Annotated in this window: 18 protein-coding genes and 3 tRNA genes; 3 read left to right on the top strand and 18 right to left on the bottom strand. The window is 48.5% G+C overall.

Translation table 11 applies throughout. From position 1 onward, the window contains the following. Nucleotides 1-2: 2 nt before the first annotated feature. The 10 genes from gmhB to glyQ all read right to left on the bottom strand — a co-directional run bounded on the left by gmhB (nucleotide 3) and on the right by glyQ (nucleotide 10,107). Nucleotides 3-581: a D-glycero-beta-D-manno-heptose 1,7-bisphosphate 7-phosphatase gene (gene gmhB, locus Q0X97_RS03540; protein WP_302066051.1), complete on the bottom strand. Its 579-nt coding sequence runs from the start codon at nucleotides 579-581 to the stop codon at nucleotides 3-5. Between the two features lie 14 nt (nucleotides 582-595). Continuing rightward, nucleotides 596-1,648, bottom strand: coding sequence for a glycosyltransferase family 4 protein (locus Q0X97_RS03535; RefSeq protein ID WP_302066053.1), 1,053 nt, complete (start codon nucleotides 1,646-1,648; stop codon nucleotides 596-598). A gap of 24 nt (nucleotides 1,649-1,672) precedes the next feature. Continuing rightward, on the bottom strand, nucleotides 1,673-2,806 hold the full coding sequence (locus Q0X97_RS03530) for a glycosyltransferase family 9 protein (protein WP_302066054.1): 1,134 nt from the start codon (nucleotides 2,804-2,806) through the stop codon (nucleotides 1,673-1,675). A 61-nt stretch (nucleotides 2,807-2,867) separates the two neighbouring features. Next, entirely contained in the window at nucleotides 2,868-3,824 is a 957-nt protein-coding gene (locus tag Q0X97_RS03525) for a glycosyltransferase family 9 protein (protein ID WP_302066055.1), read from the bottom strand. Nucleotides 3,825-3,993: 169 nt separating this feature from the next. Beyond that, entirely contained in the window at nucleotides 3,994-4,884 is an 891-nt protein-coding gene (locus tag Q0X97_RS03520; protein WP_302066057.1) for a glycosyltransferase family 25 protein, read from the bottom strand. A 105-nt stretch (nucleotides 4,885-4,989) separates the two neighbouring features. Beyond that, nucleotides 4,990-6,006 (bottom strand): UDP-glucose 4-epimerase GalE, encoded by a 1,017-nt coding sequence (gene galE, locus Q0X97_RS03515; protein WP_302066059.1) that lies wholly within the window; start codon nucleotides 6,004-6,006, stop codon nucleotides 4,990-4,992. A 59-nt stretch (nucleotides 6,007-6,065) separates the two neighbouring features. Beyond that, nucleotides 6,066-6,500 (bottom strand): hypothetical protein, encoded by a 435-nt coding sequence (locus tag Q0X97_RS03510; protein ID WP_302066158.1) that lies wholly within the window; start codon nucleotides 6,498-6,500, stop codon nucleotides 6,066-6,068. A 139-nt stretch (nucleotides 6,501-6,639) separates the two neighbouring features. After that, a complete protein-coding gene (gene glyS / locus Q0X97_RS03505) occupies nucleotides 6,640-8,700 on the bottom strand; it encodes a glycine--tRNA ligase subunit beta (RefSeq protein ID WP_302066061.1) in 2,061 nt (686 codons plus the stop codon). Between the two features lie 44 nt (nucleotides 8,701-8,744). Further along, the gene (locus Q0X97_RS03500; RefSeq protein ID WP_004285866.1) at nucleotides 8,745-9,185 is read right to left on the bottom strand and encodes a restriction endonuclease; all 441 of its coding nucleotides are present in this window, start codon (nucleotides 9,183-9,185) and stop codon (nucleotides 8,745-8,747) included. A gap of 16 nt (nucleotides 9,186-9,201) precedes the next feature. Then, complete coding sequence (gene glyQ, locus Q0X97_RS03495) at nucleotides 9,202-10,107, bottom strand: glycine--tRNA ligase subunit alpha (protein ID WP_302066065.1); 906 nt, start codon at nucleotides 10,105-10,107, stop codon at nucleotides 9,202-9,204. Between the two features lie 239 nt (nucleotides 10,108-10,346). Between glyQ and Q0X97_RS03490 the strand changes: the two genes are divergently transcribed. Beyond that, nucleotides 10,347-10,901, top strand: a complete 555-nt coding sequence (locus Q0X97_RS03490) for an OmpA family protein (RefSeq protein ID WP_302066160.1) — start codon at nucleotides 10,347-10,349, stop codon at nucleotides 10,899-10,901. Nucleotides 10,902-11,070: 169 nt separating this feature from the next. Here Q0X97_RS03490 and Q0X97_RS03485 read toward each other — a convergent pair. The 8 genes from Q0X97_RS03485 to Q0X97_RS03450 all read right to left on the bottom strand — a co-directional run bounded on the left by Q0X97_RS03485 (nucleotide 11,071) and on the right by Q0X97_RS03450 (nucleotide 17,909). Then, nucleotides 11,071-11,147: transfer RNA gene (locus tag Q0X97_RS03485), tRNA-Asp, on the bottom strand. 12 nt (nucleotides 11,148-11,159) lie between these two features. Then, a tRNA-Val gene (locus Q0X97_RS03480) sits at nucleotides 11,160-11,235 on the bottom strand. A gap of 68 nt (nucleotides 11,236-11,303) precedes the next feature. Continuing rightward, nucleotides 11,304-13,283, bottom strand: a complete 1,980-nt coding sequence (locus tag Q0X97_RS03475) for a monovalent cation:proton antiporter family protein (RefSeq protein ID WP_302066066.1) — start codon at nucleotides 13,281-13,283, stop codon at nucleotides 11,304-11,306. A gap of 212 nt (nucleotides 13,284-13,495) precedes the next feature. Then, entirely contained in the window at nucleotides 13,496-14,242 is a 747-nt protein-coding gene (fabG, locus tag Q0X97_RS03470) for a 3-oxoacyl-ACP reductase FabG (RefSeq protein WP_302066068.1), read from the bottom strand. Between the two features lie 155 nt (nucleotides 14,243-14,397). After that, a complete protein-coding gene (gene fabD, locus Q0X97_RS03465; protein ID WP_302066070.1) occupies nucleotides 14,398-15,330 on the bottom strand; it encodes an ACP S-malonyltransferase in 933 nt (310 codons plus the stop codon). A gap of 9 nt (nucleotides 15,331-15,339) precedes the next feature. After that, on the bottom strand, nucleotides 15,340-16,578 hold the full coding sequence (locus Q0X97_RS03460; RefSeq protein ID WP_302066072.1) for a DUF1294 domain-containing protein: 1,239 nt from the start codon (nucleotides 16,576-16,578) through the stop codon (nucleotides 15,340-15,342). A gap of 97 nt (nucleotides 16,579-16,675) precedes the next feature. After that, the gene (locus Q0X97_RS03455) at nucleotides 16,676-17,641 is read right to left on the bottom strand and encodes a beta-ketoacyl-ACP synthase III (RefSeq protein ID WP_302066074.1); all 966 of its coding nucleotides are present in this window, start codon (nucleotides 17,639-17,641) and stop codon (nucleotides 16,676-16,678) included. A gap of 191 nt (nucleotides 17,642-17,832) precedes the next feature. After that, nucleotides 17,833-17,909: transfer RNA gene (locus tag Q0X97_RS03450), tRNA-Pro, on the bottom strand. Nucleotides 17,910-18,195: 286 nt separating this feature from the next. Here Q0X97_RS03450 and Q0X97_RS03445 point away from each other — a divergent pair. Both Q0X97_RS03445 and Q0X97_RS03440 read left to right on the top strand, forming a co-directional pair. Continuing rightward, nucleotides 18,196-19,320 (top strand): class I SAM-dependent methyltransferase, encoded by a 1,125-nt coding sequence (locus Q0X97_RS03445; RefSeq protein WP_302066076.1) that lies wholly within the window; start codon nucleotides 18,196-18,198, stop codon nucleotides 19,318-19,320. A gap of 303 nt (nucleotides 19,321-19,623) precedes the next feature. Next, a complete protein-coding gene (locus Q0X97_RS03440; protein ID WP_302066078.1) occupies nucleotides 19,624-20,148 on the top strand; it encodes a thioredoxin family protein in 525 nt (174 codons plus the stop codon). Nucleotides 20,149-20,610: the final 462 nt, after the last annotated feature.

The following is a 20,610-nucleotide window of genomic DNA, read 5'->3' as shown; positions in this document are numbered from 1 at the left end:
TTTCAGACGGCCTGTTCTTCTGCGGCCTGCCGCCATGCGTTTTCCTGCATCAAATATTGGGAAAACGCCAGCAGGTTGTCGAAAATCTGGGTGTTTTCGGGCAAATCGTCGCCTTGGCTTTCCAGCGTTTTTTTACCTTTGCCGGTCAGCACCAGCACGGATTTCCCGCCGACCGCGTCAATCGCCTGCAAATCGCGCAGGCTGTCGCCCACCAGCCAGGTTTCGGCGGCATCGGCGTTGAAACGTTCGATGATGTCGATAATCATGCCGGGCTTGGGTTTGCGGCAGTCGCAGTTGTCGTCGGCAAGATGGGGGCAGAACCAGATGCCGTCGATTTTACCGCCGGCCTGTTGTACCAAGCGGTGCATTTTGGTGTGCATTTCGGTCAGGTCTTGCACGGTGAAGAATTTGCGGCCGATGCCGGATTGGTTGGTGGCCACGGCGATGGTGTAGCCCGCTTCGGCGAGAAACGCAATCGCGTCCATGCTGCCTTCGATGGGCACCCATTCGTCGACGGATTTTACGAAGTCGTCGCGGTCGTGGTTAATCACGCCGTCGCGGTCGAGAATAATCAGTTTCATGTATGCGATACCTTTCAGACGGCCTCAAGCATGGCTTGAAGCTCGGTAATGTGCTGTTCTAAAGAGGGATTGTAAGTTAATGCCTGTTGCGGGTCGGCCAGTTTGTGCGTGCCGCTTTGTTTGAGGGCGACGGCTTGTTCCACGGCGGCGGCCAATGTTTCAGGGCGCGTGCGCGAGAAGAAGAAACCGGCATGGTCGTTCATCACTTCCGTGCAGGCCATGTTGTCGGACAACACCACGCGCGTGCCGCTCAATACCGATTCTACGCCCACCAGCCCGAACGGTTCGTAGAGCGAGGCCATGATGGTGTAATCCGCCGCGCGGTAAAGCTCGGGCATATTTTTGCAGAATCCGAGTTCGATGACATTGTTCATCGGGCGGGGCAGCGGCGAACCGGCCACGGCAAGTTTAACCGGCAAACGGGTGTGTTCGAAAAAGTTTGCCAGCATGTCCAAGCCTTTGCGTTTGTGGCCGGTGGAGGGGAAGAGGAACACGGTTTCGTTTTCGCCAAAGCCGTATTTGCGGCGGAGGTTGGCGGTTTCTTCGGGCACGGGGAAGAAGCGTTGCGTGTCGGCGGGCGGGTACACCACGCGGATTTTGTTCGGGTTTACGCCGTAGAGTTCGACCAGCTCGCGCTGCATCAAAGCGGAATGCGCCATGATGGATTTGGCGGTGCGGTAATTGGTGCGGTTGCGGCGGATGGTGAGTTTGTCGAGCAGGGTGGCTTGCTGCTGCATGCCGCGCAAATAGCCCAGATGCGTGCCGCCGCAGACGAAAATATCGGCGTGGTCGCTGGGATTGCAGGCGATCAGCCGTTCACCGTTTCGGCGCAGTTTCTGCAACTGGCGCGCAAAGAAAAACGGGCGCAGTTTTTTGGGAGTGCGCTTTTGGTTGACGGTTTGCGCGTCGATTTGCGCGTATTCGGGCAGGGAAGTGTCGAAACGTGTGGCATACACGCGCACAGATATATTATTTGCCGTGAGTCCGCGCACTAAATCAAATGTATAGCTTTCCATGCCGCCGCCGCGGTTGAAACGGTTGATGCTGATGGCGATATTTTGAGGCATAAGGGTCTTTCAGACGGCCTGATATTATGTTGTAGTTGGTTGGGACGTTTGAACAGGATGTTTAGCAATTTGTTCGCTGATTTGTGCATTCAGCCATTGTGTAGCGTTATCCAGAGGAAATTTTTCTCTTGCCGTCCAACTTGCCAATTCATCTTCCGACTTTCTCATGCCGGATTCCGCTACCACCATCAAATGAGGAACGCCTTCATTATGTAGAGGACTCCACGAGTGGATATTATGGCTAGTGTAAAAGCTCAGTAAAGGTTTGCTTAGTGCGCAGGCAAGATGAACGGTGCCGCTGTCGACACCGATAACAATATCTGAAGAAGCGGTAAGGGCAACATATTGGGGCAATGAAGTCTTGGGTGATAAAATCAAAGGGATATCGTGATCACATAACGATTTCAAACGGGCGAAATACTCTTCGCTGTTTTTTGAGTTGCACATTACGAATTGTACTTTAGGCAATAGCGATTTATCGCATTTGTTTAAAAGTTCAGCCAATTCGTTTTCAGGTAGACGCTTGAATTTGACACTTCCTTGCGGTGCAATATATATCCTGACTTTGCGGGAACCGTTTTCCTGCCAATATGGAACAACCTGATTTTGTTCTGCTTCGGGAATAGACAGATATGAATGTGGTTGAGGAATTGTGAAATATTCTGCAAATTTGGAAGTGCATAAGTGCTCGGATACATGGTTGTCCGGATTGTAAGGGCAGTAGAAGTCGTAGTTGCGGATGTTTTGCATGCTGTAATATTTGCGGTCGCGTTTTTTGAAAATCATGACAGCATCGGGAGACAATACAGACGCAGCGATAATGCTGCGGCTGTCCAGTTGCTCTTCAAAGTCCAGCATCAACTGCCATTTTTTACGATGCTTCAAATAGTTGGCAGGCTTTTTTTCAATGAGTTCGTCTATTAAATCGGAATGGGCAAAAATATCTTTGTTCCTATCAGTAACCAATATGCCGAGTTTTAAATTCGGATACATATCTTTTAGTTGCCGAGCATAGGCAAGATTGATTACGGCATCGCCTACCGCATCACCCAAGGGGCGGATCAGAATCGATTCCACCTGTTCGAAATTAAAATCCGGGCAAGGTTTCTTTTGCCCAAACAAACGGATAACGAGTTGCTTAGATAATTTTGGTTTCATGCTTAAATATTCCTTAGCCGTTGTTTTCAGACAGCCTTATGGAAAATAAATGATCGTATTATTAGGCTAAGTGTGCTTTGATTTGTGTATTTAACCAATCAGCAGCTTGTTCCAACGGGAAATTGCGAGTTTCCTTAGAATTTTTATCTTCCGATGGCGCAACAACCATCAAATGGGGTACGCCGTCGTGGGGGAGCGGGTGCCATAAGTGCAAGTTGTGGTTGGCATAAAAGCTTAATAAAGGTTTTTTTAGGGCACATGCCAAATGGACTGTACCACTGTCTACGCCGATAACGATGTCTGCCGATGCTGCCAACGCCAGATATTGCCCTAAGCGGGTGGGAGGAGACAAGGAAATGGCTACATTCGAATTACACAGGCTTTTTAACCGATTGAAATATGCTTCGCTGTTAGTGGTACGGCACATGATAAATCGGACATATTGCAGATATTCTTTGTTGCATTGGTTTAATAGGGCCGCAAGTTCTTCTTCGGGAATATATTTGCCTGCTTTAAAACTGCCTTGAGGAGCAACTAAAATTTTAATCGTGCTATTGCTTGCGGCTGTATCAGGTTGCCAAAAAGCCATAATTTTATCGATTTCACTTTGTGAAACCGACAATTCGGGTTTTACTTGCGGAATATCGAAATATTCAGCAAATTTGGATGTGCGTAAATGTTCGATAACGTGGCTGTCGGGATTAAACGGGCAACGGAAATCGTAATTGGAGATATTGTCCAAATTATAGTGTTTTTTGTTTTGTTTGGAAAAAATCATCACAGCTTCGGGAGCCAAAACAGCGTCGGCAATCAGATTCGGAGTGTTGAATGTTTCACAAAGATCCAACATCAGTTGCCATTTTTTACGGTTGCGCCAATAGCTCGCGAATGAATCGTCAACGAGTTCGTCAAACAAAGGGCTTTGGGCGAAAATATCGCGGTTTCGGCCTACTAACACACCGAGGCGGACATGGGGATATATTGATTTTAATTGGCGGGCGTAGGCAAGATGAATCATCGCGTCTCCTAAAGCATAGCCGAAAGGACGGATAAGGATCGAAGAGACGTTTTTGAAGTCGAAATTCCGACAAGGCTTTTTACGTCCGCAAAGTAAAACGATCAATTTTTTGAATAAATGCATTATTTTTTAGTTTCTATCTATTTAAAAGAATGAGCAAGCCTTTTATTTATTGGAATGGGACGATTTTTTTCCGGCTATCTTCATGTTGTTTGAGTATATCCCCGCACTCAGCGATATATTCGTCAATAATCCGTTGCCGATATTTTTCACGTTCGCGGCTGATTTTTGTTAAAGCATGAATTAAACGCTGTTTCCATGATTTTTTCGGCGGTGCTGGAACGGGAGGTTCTGCATGTAAGGCGATGTGTTTTTCTTTGCGGTCTTGTTCCAGTTGGCTGTGCAGAGTGATTTTTTCATTATATTTGTCTTCTTGTATACACAAGGCCGGTTCCATTTGGCAGATTAATAAATCGGGGCGGAGTATGAGTGTGCCGAACATCAAGATATCGATTGCCTTGAGTTCTTCGTCGGTAAAGGTGGGCAATACTTGAAGGAGTAATTGTGCTGCTTTAAACGAAATAATATATCCTGCAGTCCCCCACTGCGTGCTTCCGAGTAAGGAAAAATGTCGGTTTACATGCGGTAATACTGCCGGGCAGGGATAATACACCGAAGGCAATAAAGAAGTTTCAAGGCGCACGATGAAAGTATGTTCTGAAGAAAAACGCTTATCCAGCCAGCTTGCATCACGCAAAAAACAAGCGGCATTTTCTCCTAACAAAACATCATCTTCGTAAACGGCAATATATGGCAGATTTTCATCAATGCATTTTTGCCATAATAAAACGTGGCTCATGAAGCATGCTTTTTCACCGGAGGTCAAATGATCGGCATGTGCCAGATTGGGAAGGTGCCGGCGGATGGCTTGATCTAACGTTTCAGAAGGAGTTAAGGCATCGAAAAAAGTAAAAGGAATATTTTGTTGGGCAAATTGTTGTTGAAGATGCCGTCTGCGTTCTATAGCAGTTTTAATACTGATAACGTAATTCGTTAGCATAATCAAATCTCGGATTCTCTTGGTATATTTAGATGTATTTTAACGATGGCGCAGTAAGCTGTTATGAAGAGCATGTCGGCACAAAAGGTAAATAAAGAAGAATGCTTAATTGGCATATCCGTGAGGATTGCTGCATTGCCAAAGCCAGGCATCCCGCATAATGGTTTGCAAACTCCGCTGGGCACTCCACTCTAATTCAAGATTGGCTTTTTTTGTGTCCGCATAATATTCGGCGATATCGCCGTCCCGTCTCGGGCATAGGGTGTAAGGGATGGTTATACCCGTTGTTTCTTCAAAAGTTTTAACTATTTCTAATACTGAATGCCCTTTTCCCGTGCCTAAATTGTAAATATGAAGGCCGGGTTGGTTTTGTTTGACTTGCATGGCTTTCAGATGGCCTTCTGCCAAGTCGACAACATGGATGTAGTCGCGGATTCCCGTGCCGTCGGGGGTAGGGTAATCGCTGCCGAATACTTTGAGTTGTTCGATTTTCCCTGAAGCTACTTGACAGATATAGGGCAGGAGATTATTGGGTATTCCATGCGGGCTCTCGCCGATTCTACCGCTTTCATGTGCGCCGACTGGGTTGAAGTAGCGCAATATAATGGCACTCCAACGGGTATCGGCAGCAGCAGTATCTTTCAAGATATTTTCTACTATATGCTTGGTTTGGCCGTATGGATTGGCGGTTAAACCGGTCGGCATGTCTTCGGTAACCGGTATGCGCGGAGGTGTGCCGTAAACGGTTGCGGAAGAGCTGAAAATGATGTTAAAAACGCCGGCTTTGCTCATTTCTTCGATGAGTACCAAACTGCCGTAAACATTGTTGTTATAGTATTTAAGAGGCTGTTCTACGCTTTCGCCTACGGCTTTTAATCCTGCAAAATGTATTACCGCCTCAATAGGGTGGGCGGCAAATATTTGTTGCAATAGTTCTCTGTTGCGAATATCGCCGTGATAAAAAGGGATATTCTTTCCAATCATTTGTTCAAGGCGCGGAAGGATGTTGGGGGAAGAGTTGCAGAGATTATCGATGATCACGATGTCGTATCCTGCTTCTCCGAGCGATACAACGGTGTGCGAACCGATAAAGCCCGCTCCTCCTGTAACCAATATAGCCATGATTCATTTCCGTTTTTATCGAGTTCGTAATAGTAAGTATGCCCTTTGAGTCGGGGGGGTTACGGTTTTAAGCTGTCCAACCATTTGTCAAAGGCCGTCTGAAAAGTTTGATTCAGGAGGCTTTGATTTTCTCGATTATCTTGAGTGCGATAGAATTCGTTTTCACTTTCGATGCCCAATGTTTGAAAATAATCAGTCATAAAGTTTCCATAGCCTTCATCTTCATCGTCGTAGTAATACTGGGTGAAGCGGTTGCCTAAGTCGTTGAAGCAGGTTTTATCGATACCGCCTTTTAGTTGTTTCAGTACGAATTCTGCACCGGAAACGGTGCCGTTTTGCAGCTCGTCAAACTGCGGCAACGTTTCGGCTTCGGGGCTGTGCAGATTTTGCGAAACGGCCCATGCATAGTAATAGCCGATATGGTGGGCGGCATGGGTTTTAGGCAGGTCGGTCGGATAGTTTTCCGCGGTATGGAAGCTGATATGGTCGTACATGGCGGGCTTTGTTTTCAGACGGCCTGCAGGCCGCAAGATGATATAGATTCGGTATTGTATCAAAAATATAGACATTAATAGATAAACAGGCCGTCTGAAAAATGCATTTCAGACGGCCTGTTTATCCGGTTGAATCGGGCTATTCTCCCAATAAGGCAATATCTGCCACGGCGTTCATCAAATCCGCCAGTTGTTTCAACAGATTCAAGCGGTTTTGTTTTACGGCGGCATCGTCGGCCATTACCATCACATTGTCGAAGAAGGCATCCACTTGCGGTTTCACCGAAGCCAAAGCGGATAAGGCCGTCTGAAAATCTTGGGCGGCCAATGCGGCTTCGATTTTCGGTTGCAGGGCTTGTGCTGCGGTGAACAGGGCTTTCTCTTCGTCTTGCTGCAACAGGCTTTCGTTTACCGCGCTCAATTCGGCATCGGCCTTTTTGAGCAGGTTTTGCACGCGCTTGTTGGCGGCGGCAAGGGCGGCAGCTTCGGGCAGTTGTTTGAACGCGGCCACGGCTTGCAGTTTGGCAGAGAGATCGTTCAGGCGGCTGGGTTGTTTGGCCAATACGGCAGCGACGATGTCTTGCGGATGGTCGTTTTGCAGCAGCACGGCCAAGCGCGCCTGCATGAATTCGGCGACTTCGGCAACGGTGTTGTCGGCGAGTTTGCCTTGCGGGAAACTGTTGTAGGCCGTCTGAAGCAGGTCGTTGATGTTCAAATCGTGTTGCATCAACATGCGCAAGATACCCAGTGCGGAACGGCGCAGGGCGTAGGGGTCTTTGTCGCCGGTGGGGATCAGGCCGATGCCCCAAATGCCGACGAGGGTTTCCAGTTTGTCGGCCAGCGCCACGGCGGTGGCGGTTGTGCTTTGCGGCAAGTCGTCGCCGGCGAAACGGGGTTGGTAATGCGCTTCGATGGCTTGGGCTATTTCTTCGCTTTCGCCGTCCAAGCGGGCGTAGTATTTGCCCATGGTGCCTTGCAGTTCGGGGAATTCGCCGACCATTTCGGTAACGAGGTCGGCTTTGGCCAAGCGGGCGGCGCGTTCGGTAACGGCAACGTCGGCGCCCAATGCTTTGGCGATGTGGCCGCTGATGCTCATCAGGCGGCTGATGCGCTCGGCTTGGTTGCCCAGTTTGTTGTGGTACACCACATTTTCCAGTTTGGGCAGGCGGCTTTCCAAAGTGGCTTTTTGGTCTTGCTTATAGAAGAATTCGGCATCGGCGAGGCGGGCGCGCAATACGCGTTCGTTGCCGTGAATGATGTGGCTCGGGTCTTCGGCTTGCAGGTTGGAAACGAGCAGGAAGCGGTTCATCAGCTTGCCGTTTTGATCGAGCAGTGGGAAGTATTTTTGGTTTTGCTGCATGGTGAGAATCAGGCATTCTTGCGGCACGGCGAGGAAGTGTTCTTCAAACTGCGCTTCCAACACCACCGGCCATTCCACCAGCGCGGTTACTTCGTCGAGCAGGGCTTCGTCGGCGGCGACCGTGGCATTCAGACGGCCTGCTTGTTCGTTTAAGGCCGTCTGAATGGCGGCTTTGCGTTCGGCAAACGAAGGAATCACTTTTCCTTCATGGCGCATTTTTTTGGCATAGCTGTCAGCATTTGGGAATACGATGTCGCCGCTGCTTAAAAAGCGGTGGCCGAGGGTGTGGTTGCGGCTATTCAAACCCAATACCGAAGCCGGTACGGTGTCTGCGCCGTGCATAACCACCAAACCGTGTACCGGGCGCACAAAGGTATGTGTGCTGCTGCCCCAGCGCATCACTTTGGGAATCGGCAGCTTTTTCACGGCTTGCGCCAAAATGTCGCTGATCAAGGCCGCCAAAGGCTGGCCTTGTTGGGTAAATTCGTAGGCATACACATCTTGTTTGCCGTCGTTGTCGATTTTCAGACTGGCAATATCGGTGTCGCAAGAGCGGGCAAAGCCTTCCAACGCTTTGGTCGGCACACCGTCTTTCATGCCGGCGGCAACGCTCGGGCCTTTTTTCACCACCAAGCGGTTGGCCTGTGCAGCTTTAACGTTTTTCACTTGCACGGCCAAGCGGCGGGGCGAAGCGTAGGCGGTATATTCGGGCGCACCTTCGATAAATTGTTCTTTTTCCAAGCCTTCGACGATGGAAGCGGCAAGGCTGTTGCCCAAGTTGTTGAGGGCTTTGGGGGGGAGCTCTTCGGTAAGGAGTTCGATTAACAGGGTTTGGGTCATTTGGGATGCTTTCAAGTTTAATTTTTTGCTTAGGCCGTCTGAAATTATTTCAGTTTGTTTAAATGAAATATGAACACATTTCGTTTGGGGCCATTGTTAGTGCTATGTTCTTGTTTGACCGAATAAGGTTTTAGCTCGTCAATTTGAAACTCACCAATATAACGAACATAGCCTGTTTTTTCAGTGTGCTGAAAAACATATAAAGCACGATTATCGCTTTTGTGTTGAAAGATGGCTTTATTGCCACGTTTCATTTCTTGGTCGCCAGTTTGACCTTCGCCTGAATAATGAAATACTTGGCCATTTTTATCCCAGCTATCATAGTAACCGTGCTCTTCACCATGTTCAGGATTGGTGAAAATAAAAACGCTATTCGACTTTAAAGATGGAGAAATGCCACTTTGACGACTTCCACCAAATTTATCATGTAATTCTGAACGCTTAATAATGTCATTTGGTTTCAAATCAAAAGGTACTTTACTCATAGTCTTAAAGCCTGTTTTAAACAGTTTTATCCTTAATCAACGGAAAACCCAATTTCTCGCGGCTCTCCACAAATTTCTGTGCCACAATCCGGCTTAAAGCGCGGATGCGGCCGATGTAGGTGGCGCGTTCGGTTACGGAAATGGCACCGCGGGAATCAAGCAGGTTAAAGGTGTGGCCGGCCTTGAGTACCATTTCGTAGGCGGGCAGTGCCAACGAAGTGTCTTCCACCTCCAGCAAGCGCTTGGCTTCGGCTTCGAAGTTGTTGAAGTTTTGCAGCAGGAGTTCGACGTTGGCGTATTCAAAATTGTAGGTGGATTGTTCCACTTCGTTTTGGTGGTAAACGTCGCCGTAAGTGATGATTTGACCGTCGGGGGTTTTGGACCATACCAAGTCATACACGTTTTCCACGCCTTGCAGATACATAGCCAAACGCTCGATGCCGTAGGTGATTTCGCCCAAAACGGGAGAGCAATCAAGGCCGCCGACTTGTTGGAAGTAGGTAAACTGGGTTACTTCCATACCGTTGAGCCATACTTCCCAGCCCAAGCCCCATGCGCCGAGAGTGGGATTTTCCCAGTCGTCTTCAACAAAACGGATATCGTGTACTTGCGGGTCGATGCCGAGTTCGCGCAATGAATCAAGGTATTGCTCTTGGAAGTCGGCAGGGGCGGGCTTTAAGGCCACCTGAAATTGGTAATAGTGCTGGAGGCGGTTGGGATTGTCGCCGTAGCGGCCGTCTTTGGGGCGGCGGCTGGGTTGCACGTAAGCGGCATACCACGGTTCGGGCCCTAATGCGCGCAGGCAAGTGGCGGGGTGGCTGGTGCCGGCACCGACTTCCAGATCAAAAGGTTGTAAGACGGTGCAGCCGCGTTCGGCCCAGAAATTCTGTAATTTAAAGATAATTTGTTGGAAGGTAAGCATGGTAAATTTGTTGGTATCGTTAGCAGAAATTAAGTGCGTTATTCTACTGTTTTGTCAGGTAGTTGAATAGGGCTTGTCTGTTGTATCTGCGGTAAGTTGGGTATAATGAAAAAGATTTTAAATGTTGTTTAATATGATTTGTTTACTTAGATAGGAGAGAATTTAGGATGTCGGATAACGAAAATAAAGAGCAACGTTTGGGACTATGGGTGGCCGGTACGGCTGCGGCTTTGGCTACTGTGGGTGTATTGTTTTTTGCTGCATGGGATCCTGAGGCGAAGTCTGTTGATGGTGAAACTGAAGTGGTGCAAGTGGAATCTGACCGGGCCGCATCAGTTGAAACGACAGAACTTTCGGCTGAACAAGCGGCAGCTTCCGAAGCTGCGGCTTCTGCGGAAATTGAGGCAAGCAGTCCGGCCGAAGTGGTATTGGCTGCCGAATCTGAAATGCAAAATAAGGTTGATAGCGATGCCAAAGTGATTGTTGAGAATGGTATCGTGAAGTTTTATTTTGCAACCGGTAAAGCAGATTTGGCACAAGGTGCCGATGATGCTTTGAAAGATGTGCTGGCCGGTGTGCGTGAGGGCAAGAAGGCGATTGTATCGGGTTTTCATGATTCAACCGGTAATAAAGCGAAAAATGAAGAGTTGTCTAAGCAGCGTGCTTTTTCCGTGCGCGATGCACTTTTGGCTTTAGGTGTGCCTGAATCTCAGATTGAATTGCGTAAGCCTGAGAATGCAAAAGGCAGTGGTAATAAGGCCGAGGCCCGCCGCGTAGAGGTGGTATTGGAATAGTAAGGAATATCATCAAAATAGTAAAAGCCCGAGCTTATGGTTGCTTGGGCTTTTATTGTTTTCAGACGGCCTCTATTTATATCTATAAGAGCAGGCGTTTTATTTAAGATAGAAGCAGGCATTTGAAGTAAAAAAGCACCGAAATTATCGGTGCTTTTTTTATTTGAGTTGGCGGAGTGGACGGGGCTCGAACCCGCGACCCCCGGCGTGACAGGCCGGTATTCTAACCAACTGAACTACCACTCCGCACAAGAAACTTGGTGGGTGATGACGGAGTCGAACCGCCGACATTCTGCTTGTAAGGCAGACGCTCTACCAACTGAGCTAATCACCCGTGTCGCTATGAGAACGTGATTAAACCAAAACTTGATAGCCGATGCAAGCGGTTTTTTTAAGGTTTTATCAGTTTCCTTGTAAAGACCAGTTTTCAAAGGAAATTATTTTATCTTTTTTCCCTGCCACGACCAGAATGTCGTTTGCTTCCAAGCGGAAGTTTTCATCGAACTCTTCAATGCGGTGGGTATGGCGGCGCACAAATAACAGCTTGACATTGAGATGCTTGAGTGGAAGTTCGCTCGTGTTTTTACCGATGGCATAGGCTTCGTCGGTAAGAGTGAATGCATAACGGCTGATGCTGTTGCTTTCATCGTAGAAACCGGATTCGTCGTCGCTGCCGACAAACAAATCTTCCAGTATGGCATAGCGGCTGCGGCGGATGTTCATGATGGTTTGATGAACATGTTGATACGATAATCCTGCACCCAACATGGCATATGAGGCGAGTGCGAGGCTGGTTTCTTTGGTGTCGGATACTGCTTCTTCCGCTCCCATGTGGGTGAAAACTTGCAGGTAATCGTCGCTAACGGCGCGCACATGCACGGGCATGGTGGGGTGGAGTCTCATGATATTGTCGAGGACATGCTGGGTTTCGAGCATATTGTTAAGCGTGATAACAACCATTTTGGCACGGCTGAGACCGGCGGCTTCAAGCACTTCGCGCCGTTTGGCATCGCCGAAAGAAACCGGCTCGCCCGCGCTTCGGGCAATTTGTACGCGTTCGGCATCCAAATCAAGCGCGTAATAGGGGATGTTGTCTTGGGCGAGAATACGGCCTATGGTTTGTCCGCCGCGTCCGTAGCCGATAATCAATACATGGTCGGATTTGCTCATGGTGGCGATTAGCATGTTTTGCAGATCGACGGCTTTCATGTCCCAATTCGATTTCACCAATTTATTCACGAGCTTGTCGCTGCCATTCAAAATAAACGGTGCAATAATCATAGAGAGCAAGATGGCGGCAGTGGCAGCCTGCTCCAATTCAGTGGAAACCATATCGATTTTGCTGGAAACCGCCAGTATAACAAAACCAAACTCCCCGCCTTGTGCCAGATAGAAAGCGGTTTTCATGCTGTCGCCGACGGTGTAGCGCATGCGGTAGGCAATCAGGGAGATGACCAGTGCTTTGAGGGCAATCAAAATGCCGAGCAAGATGAGCACAAGCTGCCAGCCGTTAATCAAGGCTTGAATATCCAGCTTCATGCCGACGGTGATGAAGAAGAAACCGAGCAGAATATCGCGGAACGGGCGGATATCGTCTTCCACTTGGAAGCGGTATTCCGTTTCCGAAAGCAGCATGCCCGCTACAAATGCGCCGAGGGCCAACGAAAGACCTTCCAGTTCGGTTAGGTAGGCCACACCCAAAGTAACGAGCAATACATTGATCATGAAGAGTTCGGATGATTTGCGCTTGGCAACCATACGGAACCACGGGGTCATGACGCGGCTGCCGACGAAAAACAACACGCCGAGTGTCGCTACCATTTTTAATACGGCCAAACCCAGTTCCAGCCACAGATTGCCGCTGTTGCCTCCTGCCAGAGCGGGTAAAAGAATCATCAGCGGAACCACGGCGATGTCTTGCATCAATAATACGCCCATGGTCATTTGCCCGTGGGGTTGCCCCAGTTCGGTTTTTTCGGAAAGAATGCGGCTTACGATGGCGGTGGACGACATCGTTAACGCGCCCGCTACGGCGAAAGCCCAATTAAACTTGGTGCCGCTTGCCAATAAAATGCCGATAACCGCCAAGATGGTTATCACAACCTGCATGCCGCCCAAGCCGAACACCAAACGCCGCATGGCTTTGAGTTTGGGCAGGGAAAATTCCAAACCGATGCTGAACATCAGAAATACAATACCGATTTCGCCCAAATAGTCGGTTGCTTCGCTTTTCGGAATCAGATGCAGCACGCTGGGGCCGGCCAGAAAACCTGATAATAAATAGCCGAGCATGGAAGGAATGTTGAACTTGCGGCAGATGATAACGGCGATAACCGCAACCAGTAGTACGATAACGATCGGGGCGAGGGAAATGGTGTGCATGTTTTAAATCAATATCAGTTGATGGGCGGGTGGTGGATCGATTGATGGCTGGCTGAGAACTTAACATTCGGGGTTGCTGCTTTGTGCCGGTGTTAAGTTCGCGCTGCGTCAAAATTAATCTTAAAGTATAACGGGTTTATCTCAAAATAATATTTATCTGAAAAAGAGGCCGTCTGAAAAATTTTCAGACGGCCTCTTGCCCATGTATCGGATTAAGGCATCAACATGCCGCCGTTAACATGCAGGGTTTGTCCGGTAATGTATTTGGCCTGATCGCTGGCTAAGAAAAGCACGGCATTGGCAATATCTTGAGCTTCGCCGAATTTGCCCAGAGAAGTTTGGGCTTCAAACATCTTGCGGGTTTCCTCGGGCAGGGCGCGGGTCATGTCGGTATCGATAAAGCCGGGAGCAACACAGTTTACCGTGATGCCGCGGCTGCCGACTTCACGGGCCATAGATTTGGAGAAACCGATTAAGCCGGCTTTGGCTGCGGCGTAGTTGGTTTGGCCGGCGTTGCCCATGGCACCTACCACGGAAGTGATATTGATCACGCGGCCGCTGCGCTGTTTCATCATGCCGCGTAAAACGGCTTTGCTGGCACGGAATACGGATTTCAAATTGACTTGCATGATTTCGTCCCACTCTTCTTCTTTCATGCGCATCAACAAGTTATCGCGGGTAATGCCGGCATTGTTCACCAGAATGTCCAGTTTGCCGAATTCTTTTTCGATTTCTGCAATCAGGGTTTCGATGCTGCCTTCTTCGGCTGCATTCAAAGCGCGGCCTTCGCCGTTCCATTGTGCCAAGCGTTCGCTGATGGCGGTTGCGCCGTTTTCAGAAGTGGCCGTACCAATCACTTTCGCTCCTGCGGCGGCTAAAGTGTCGGCGATGGCCGCACCGATACCGCGTGATGCACCGGTAACTAAAGCGACTTTGCCGCTTAAATCTTGTGAACTCATTGTATTTCCTTTTTACGGTTAATTTCAGACGGCCTTATACCATAGTTGGAGTAATTTATCTAATCATCCATATAGACGGAAGAGCGTGCTATTTCTGACATGATTGATATCGGCCGGAAGGATTGCTTCGGAGGCCGTCTGAAAAGGTTAACCGATCAATTGTTGTGTGCGGCGATAAACGCTTCAACCTGTGCCGCATCGGTTAAGGCTGCACATGAGGCCTCTTTGTTGATGCGTTTGGCCAATCCGGCCAATACCTTGCCAGGCCCGCATTCGGCAGATTGGGTAATGCCGTCTGAAACCAAGGCGTTGACTGTTTCCGTCCAACGCACAGGGCTGTAGAGTTGGCGGACCAATGCGTCTTTGATTTGGTCGGCATCGTCGTAAGCGGCAACGTCTGCATTATGGATTACGCGGATTTGCGGTTGGTTGACGGTTACGTTTTTCAATGCCTCGGCCAATTTTTCAGCGGCGGGTTTCATCAGGCTGCAATGCGACGGCACCGACACGGGAAGGGGCAGGGCGCGTTTGGCACCTTGTTCTTTTGCCAGATTCATGGCACGTTCTACTGCGGCAGTACCGCCGGCAATGACTACTTGCCCGGGAGAGTTGAAATTAACTGCTTCCACCACTTCGCCTTGTGCGGCATCGGTGCAGACTTGGCGTACGACATCATCGTCTAAACCTAAAATCGCCGCCATTGCGCCTTCTCCTTGCGGTACGGCGCTTTGCATCAACTCGGCACGCAGGCGGACGAGTTTGACAGCATCGGCGAACTCCAACGCGCCCGCTGCAACCAGCGCGGTGTATTCGCCCAAGCTGTGGCCCGCAACCACGGAGGGTGTTTTGCCGCCGGCTTCCAAATAAGCGCGGTAAGTGGCAACGCCGGCGGCCAGCATCAAAGGTTGGGTATTAACGGTTTCATTGATGGGAGCGGCATCTTCTCCGTTTATCATCGCCCATAAATCTTGGCCGAGGGCGGCAGATGCTTCGTCGAATGTGGCTTTCACGGTAGCGTTGCCGGCAAAACCGTTCATCATGCCGAGGCTTTGCGAGCCTTGGCCGGGAAAGAAGAATGCAAAAGACATGATATTCCTTTAGTTTTTCAAAAATGAAGCAATCGGATTATCGGTGTAATGTATCAGTATGGCGTAGGTGATGGCAATATTTAAGACGGCCATCACCCAAAATATGCAGATAAAAGAAGTTTTACGGGTTTTATGGTTGAATAAGGCGCGGGCCAGCAAAGCCCCCGGCCAGCCGCCGATCAAGCCGATTTGGTGCAGTTTTTGTTCCGGTATGCGGCCGATATAGCCGCTGCTCGGTTTTTGGGATTGGGTAACGGCAGTTTGTTTGTCGTTGCGGTAAAGCCAAAATGCTACGATGCTGGCCAATAGATAAACAATGGCCAGTTTAACGGAAAAGAAGGCGACCGCCAGCAGATAGGCTGTGCCGATAGTGCCGAAGCACAACAATTTTTTCATATTCAAATTAAAGCTGTGGGAATCGTAGGGGCGGTCGGAGAATAAGGATGCTTCATGCCCTCTTAAAACCACTTTGATCGCTTTTTGAGGTTCGCCGCCGACGGGCCGGTTGCAATAAAAGCTGACCGGCTGGCCTATTTGGGGACGACGGGTGGCGTAATGGAAGGCGGAAATATGGAAAAAAACGGTTTGGCCGCGTTCGTCGGCGTGGATGAAGCCGTAACCTTTTTCATCGTCCCAACTGACAATATGCCCGCTCAGCACTTTGTTGTGGGGTAAGGGTTTGGCTGCACTGTAAGCAGGTTTGACCGGGTGTTCCGGTTGGGTTTCCGATGGAGACGCAACGGTAGGAAGCGTTTCCGGCGGCAGCATGATTTCGGGCGGCACTTCCGGGCTTGCAGGTTCTTTTTCGATAATGTCGATTTCGGTCATCAACCATTGGCCGTTGCTGTGCTTGACGAGCCGCCCTTCCAGAGTTTCGCCTTCTTCGGGAACACGGGTTTGATCATTCAGAAACTGCCCGAGTATGAATATCGGGGTGGTTTTCTGAATGTTGTGGATGCCGTAACCGCCGTTTTGCTGGAAATCCCATTCGGCCAGAGATACTTCGGTTCGCTCGTTTTCTACCAGAGGAGGCAGTAATTCGACGGATTTTGCGCACAGGCGGTTTTTTTCGTCGTAGAAAAGGCTGAAGCTGATCCGGTCGCCGCTGGCCGGAAGCAGATAATCCAAACTCAGCGAACGCGCATCTATATAGATGCGCTGCCCGCCGTGATCGTCAGATAGGATAGATCCACGTTGAAGTTCGCGGAACCAATGGGTTACCGTGCCGTAATGTGTTTCTTTGTTCATTTTTATCTTTAAAATTATTTATTTTAATCAGGAGCATACTCCCCGGGCTCCCGTGTGGCCGTCTTAAAAAACTTTCAGACGGCCTCTATATAAACGGTCAGTATTTTAATAATACTGCCCCCCATGCAAAACCGCCGCCGATACCTTCCAGCAGCAGGTGTTGTCCGCGTTTGATCTGTCCGTTTTTAATGCCGTTATCCAAGGCTAAGGGAATGGAAGCGGCGGATGTGTTGCCGTGTTCTTGAACGGTCAGTATCACTTTATCCATACTCAGGCCGAGATGTTTGGCCGTGCTTTCGATAATGCGTTTGTTGGCTTGATGCGGCACAATCCAGTCGATTTGCTCGGCGGTGTAGCCTGCTTCGGTGATGACATCGTCGGCTACTTTTGCCAGCATTTTAACGGCGAATTTGAATACGCCGGGGCCGTCCATTTTTAAAAACGGCGTGCCGCAAATCTGCCCGTTGGCAATTTGTCCGGGTGTGTTTAGAAGATCGATGTAATTGCCGTCGGCTTGTAATTTGCTGTGGATAATGCCCGGTTCGTCGGATGCGCCGAGCACTGCCGCTCCTGCGCCGTCACCGAACAGTACGCAAGTGGTGCGGTCGTTCCAATCCAAAATACGGCTGAAAATTTCCGCACCGATAACCAGCACTTTTTCAGCCATGCCGCTTTTGATGTAGGCGTTGGCCGTTGACAATGCATACATAAACCCTGCGCACACCGCTTGTACGTCGAATGCGGGGCAGCTTGTGCCTGCGATGCCGAGTTTTCTTTGAATAATGGTGGCGGTGGAAGGGAACTGCATATCCGGTGTGGAAGTGGCCACAATAATCAAGTCGATTTCTTCCGCGCCGATGCCTGCGTCTGCCAATGCCCGGCGGGCGGCTTCTGCGCCCAGATCGCTGGTTTTCTCGCTATCGTCTGCAATGTGGCGGAACTTAATGCCGGTTCGGGTGGTGATCCACTCGTCCGATGTGTCCACTTTTTTGGCTAAATCATCATTGCTGACGCGGTTTGCGGGTAAATAGCTACCTGTTCCGAGAATTTTGGCATATCGCATAGCGTGGTCTTTACTCTAATGAATGGTTGTTTCGCGGGAGAAGAGGTATTGTAAGGTAATTTTTGAGATTTTCCTAACGGTAAATCGACAGAACGGTATGTTTTATGGTTATTGTTTTGCAAAGGTTTTCAGACGGCATTTGTTGAAAATGAAATCAGGCAGCTTGTTTGAACCAAGCTGCCTGAAATGTTTGGTCGGAATGAGAGGATTCGAACCTCCGACCCCTTCGTCCCGAACGAAGTGCGCTACCGGGCTGCGCTACATTCCGAATAAGGCGCGTATTATAGAGAAATCGGATGGTATTGGCAAGTTGGAAATCGATGGTGATGCTTGTTTCGGGAATATCGGCTCAATCCGACAGGGAAATGTACGTTAAGTCGGATGATAAGGGGCATTTGTGATATTGATAAAGCACTTAAGGTTTTTATTAGGGTAGGGATTAACTTTGCAGGCTTATCATGCAGGGCTTTCGGTTTAGTCAAAGAAGAAAAGGCCGTCTGAAACCTTTGTGGAAATATAGTAAACTGCTGCCACTTTGATACTTTCTGCTGACTATGTGCCACTTGATACCTACCGACCGTGCCGCCCGAATCGAATGGCGTAACGAGAGCTCGCAAAAGCCGCCTAAACAAGCCGTTTATCTGAATGAAACCGGTGCGGCCGAGATACTTAAAAATGCCCACGCCCACATTGCCAGCGTGTGGAATGGTGATTTCCACAATGCCAAGCAAGTTTTGGCCGCCATGAAAAAACGTGTGCGCAAGCCTGTTTCCAATAAAGCAGCCGATATTCAGACGGCCTTTCATATTTATCGCATGCAACAGGCACAACAAAGCCGTGTTCTGAACATGCTTGCGGTGGAAATCGGCGTAGGTTTTACTTTGAATCTGCCGCGTGCTCCCGATGTTTATTCCGCGTTGCTTGATGTGTACGGCGAAGAAAACAACCGACCGTTCTTGCTGCCATTGAATCAGTTGCTCGGCTTTATAGGTGCCCACGAATGGCATAAAAAAGGTGTTTATATTCCTGCTTTGGAAAATACCGTTCATGTGCCTTTCGGTGTATTTTCTCCGTTGCGGGGGGAATATCTCGATTTAATCTCTCAGGCTCCGTTGCCGCCGGCTTGTAAAACGGCTTTCGATATCGGCACCGGCAGCGGAGTTATTGCCATGTTGCTTGCCAAGCGCGGTATTGCCGATATTACCGCAACCGATACCAATCCGCGTGCCATTGCCTGTGCGCAAGCCAATCTGCAACGGCTTGGGTTTGACCGCCAAGTTTGTATCAAAGCTGCTGATTTATTCCCCGCGGGCCGTGCCGATTTGATTGTTTGCAACCCTCCGTGGCTGCCGGCAAAGCCGACTTCCGCCATCGAGTCTGCCCTTTATGATCCCGACAACACCATGCTGAAAGGCTTTTTAAACGGCGTTTGCGAACATTTGCATGAAAATGGCGAAGTATGGCTGGTAATGTCGGATTTGGCCGAACATCTGCATTTGTGTGCTGCCGATTTTCTCGAACAATGCTTTCAGACGGCCTCTCTGGAGGTGGTGGAGGTACTGAAAACCAAGCCGATCCATAGCAAGGCTGTTGATGTTAATGACCCGTTGGCTTTTGCCCGCAGTAAGGAAACGACTTATTTGTATCGTTTGAAGCCGATAGCGATAGAGCAGTTATAGCCGACCAATAATTTTTGATTATGAGGAAGCAGGTTGGCTGCGATGCCGATATGGTCAGATACAATAGTATTAAAGCAGTTATCAGTGAATGGTTGATAACCGCCTAAGAATAGGCCGTCTGAAAATATAGGTAGGCAAGTGTATTGTTGGGCTAAATCAACTTTTATCTGATTAAACGGTAAAGGCCGTCTGAAAAAGCGTATATTTCAGACGGCCTTATCATTTGAAAGCAACATCAAACAGTATCTTTTATTCCAACCGTTTCAAACAACCGGCCGCCTTTCAAACAACAGGAGCCTGACGATGAAACCTAAAACTTTCGTCCTTATTTTATCTGCTTTATTGCTTGCTGCCTGCAGTAGCACCGCCAATGAAATCCAAACCCTGCGCGACCAGCTTGCCGAGGCGCAAACTGCTGTCAAACTTTCCGCAGAAAACACGAAAAGGTTGGAAAGTACTTATTCCGATATCTATTTCGAACTGAACAGCCTGACTGTTGAGAATTTCAAAGCTAAAGTAGCCAAAGGAGAAACGTTTTATGCCTATATAGGGCGGCCGAGTTGCGGAGATTGCAATGCATTCGAACCGTTGCTCAAACGTTATATCCGTGATCGCAAACTGCAAGACAAAATCTACTTTGTCAACGTTCATCGGTTAAATCAAGATAAACTTGCTTGGGCTGAATTCAAACAGCAATATAACTTAACAGGCACGCCCGTTTTGGCCAAATATGGGAAACGCCGCCAAATCAATAAACTCGATTTTGAAGATAAAGGGGGGATCAGTGCGGAAGACTTGGAAAAATGGCTGGGATTGAATGGATTATGAGCATTGAAAATACTATAAGACCTTTCAAGGAGTTGTGCCATAGCAAGCGCAGGCATTATATATAGTAAATATGGAGTATATAGGTAATACGGAAAGATGGCGGTTAGTAGTTTTGTGAATTTTGCATTCCGTATATTCCGATGAAAAGATTTTTCGGGTTTTTTTATTCATTATATTGATGGCTATTAAAGCCGTGCAAGTTAGATAGTCTTGCACGGCTTTCTTTATAGTTAATGTAGAAATAATAATTATATGTAAATATATTAATGATTTTAGTATCAGGAAATAATGTAACAAATGATTTTTGATTGTAGTAAAGATAATTATTCCATAGATACAATGAGTTGTAGGTAATAGAAATGCTGAGAGCGGACAAGGCGACACAGTATAGGAAAATAAATTATGTAACCATAAAGTAATTAAATTAAGAGCAGTAGCTCTAATATAATTTAATGGTTATAT

Source organism: Neisseria sp. MVDL19-042950 (assembly GCF_030504625.1).
Taxonomy (GTDB): Bacteria; Pseudomonadota; Gammaproteobacteria; order Burkholderiales; family Neisseriaceae; genus Neisseria.
This window is presented reverse-complemented; position numbering and strand designations above follow the sequence as displayed.

Excerpts from the sequence above, each read along its gene's own strand:
- gmhB (WP_302066051.1), bottom strand. The coding sequence starts at position 581 with ATGAAACTGATTATTCTCGACCGCGACGGCGTGATTAACCACGACCGC.
- Q0X97_RS03535 (WP_302066053.1), bottom strand. The coding sequence starts at position 1,648 with ATGCCTCAAAATATCGCCATCAGCATCAACCGTTTCAACCGCGGCGGC.
- Q0X97_RS03530 (WP_302066054.1), bottom strand. The coding sequence starts at position 2,806 with ATGAAACCAAAATTATCTAAGCAACTCGTTATCCGTTTGTTTGGGCAA.
- Q0X97_RS03525 (WP_302066055.1), bottom strand. The coding sequence starts at position 3,824 with ATGATTCATCTTGCCTACGCCCGCCAATTAAAATCAATATATCCCCAT.
- Q0X97_RS03520 (WP_302066057.1), bottom strand. The coding sequence starts at position 4,884 with ATGCTAACGAATTACGTTATCAGTATTAAAACTGCTATAGAACGCAGA.
- galE (WP_302066059.1), bottom strand. The coding sequence starts at position 6,006 with ATGGCTATATTGGTTACAGGAGGAGCGGGCTTTATCGGTTCGCACACC.
- Q0X97_RS03510 (WP_302066158.1), bottom strand. The coding sequence starts at position 6,500 with ATGTACGACCATATCAGCTTCCATACCGCGGAAAACTATCCGACCGAC.
- glyS (WP_302066061.1), bottom strand. The coding sequence starts at position 8,700 with ATGACCCAAACCCTGTTAATCGAACTCCTTACCGAAGAGCTCCCCCCC.
- Q0X97_RS03500 (WP_004285866.1), bottom strand. The coding sequence starts at position 9,185 with ATGAGTAAAGTACCTTTTGATTTGAAACCAAATGACATTATTAAGCGT.
- glyQ (WP_302066065.1), bottom strand. The coding sequence starts at position 10,107 with ATGCTTACCTTCCAACAAATTATCTTTAAATTACAGAATTTCTGGGCC.
- Q0X97_RS03475 (WP_302066066.1), bottom strand. The coding sequence starts at position 13,283 with ATGCACACCATTTCCCTCGCCCCGATCGTTATCGTACTACTGGTTGCG.
- fabG (WP_302066068.1), bottom strand. The coding sequence starts at position 14,242 with ATGAGTTCACAAGATTTAAGCGGCAAAGTCGCTTTAGTTACCGGTGCA.
- fabD (WP_302066070.1), bottom strand. The coding sequence starts at position 15,330 with ATGTCTTTTGCATTCTTCTTTCCCGGCCAAGGCTCGCAAAGCCTCGGC.
- Q0X97_RS03460 (WP_302066072.1), bottom strand. The coding sequence starts at position 16,578 with ATGAACAAAGAAACACATTACGGCACGGTAACCCATTGGTTCCGCGAA.
- Q0X97_RS03455 (WP_302066074.1), bottom strand. The coding sequence starts at position 17,641 with ATGCGATATGCCAAAATTCTCGGAACAGGTAGCTATTTACCCGCAAAC.
- Q0X97_RS03445 (WP_302066076.1), top strand. The coding sequence starts at position 18,196 with ATGTGCCACTTGATACCTACCGACCGTGCCGCCCGAATCGAATGGCGT.
- Q0X97_RS03440 (WP_302066078.1), top strand. The coding sequence starts at position 19,624 with ATGAAACCTAAAACTTTCGTCCTTATTTTATCTGCTTTATTGCTTGCT.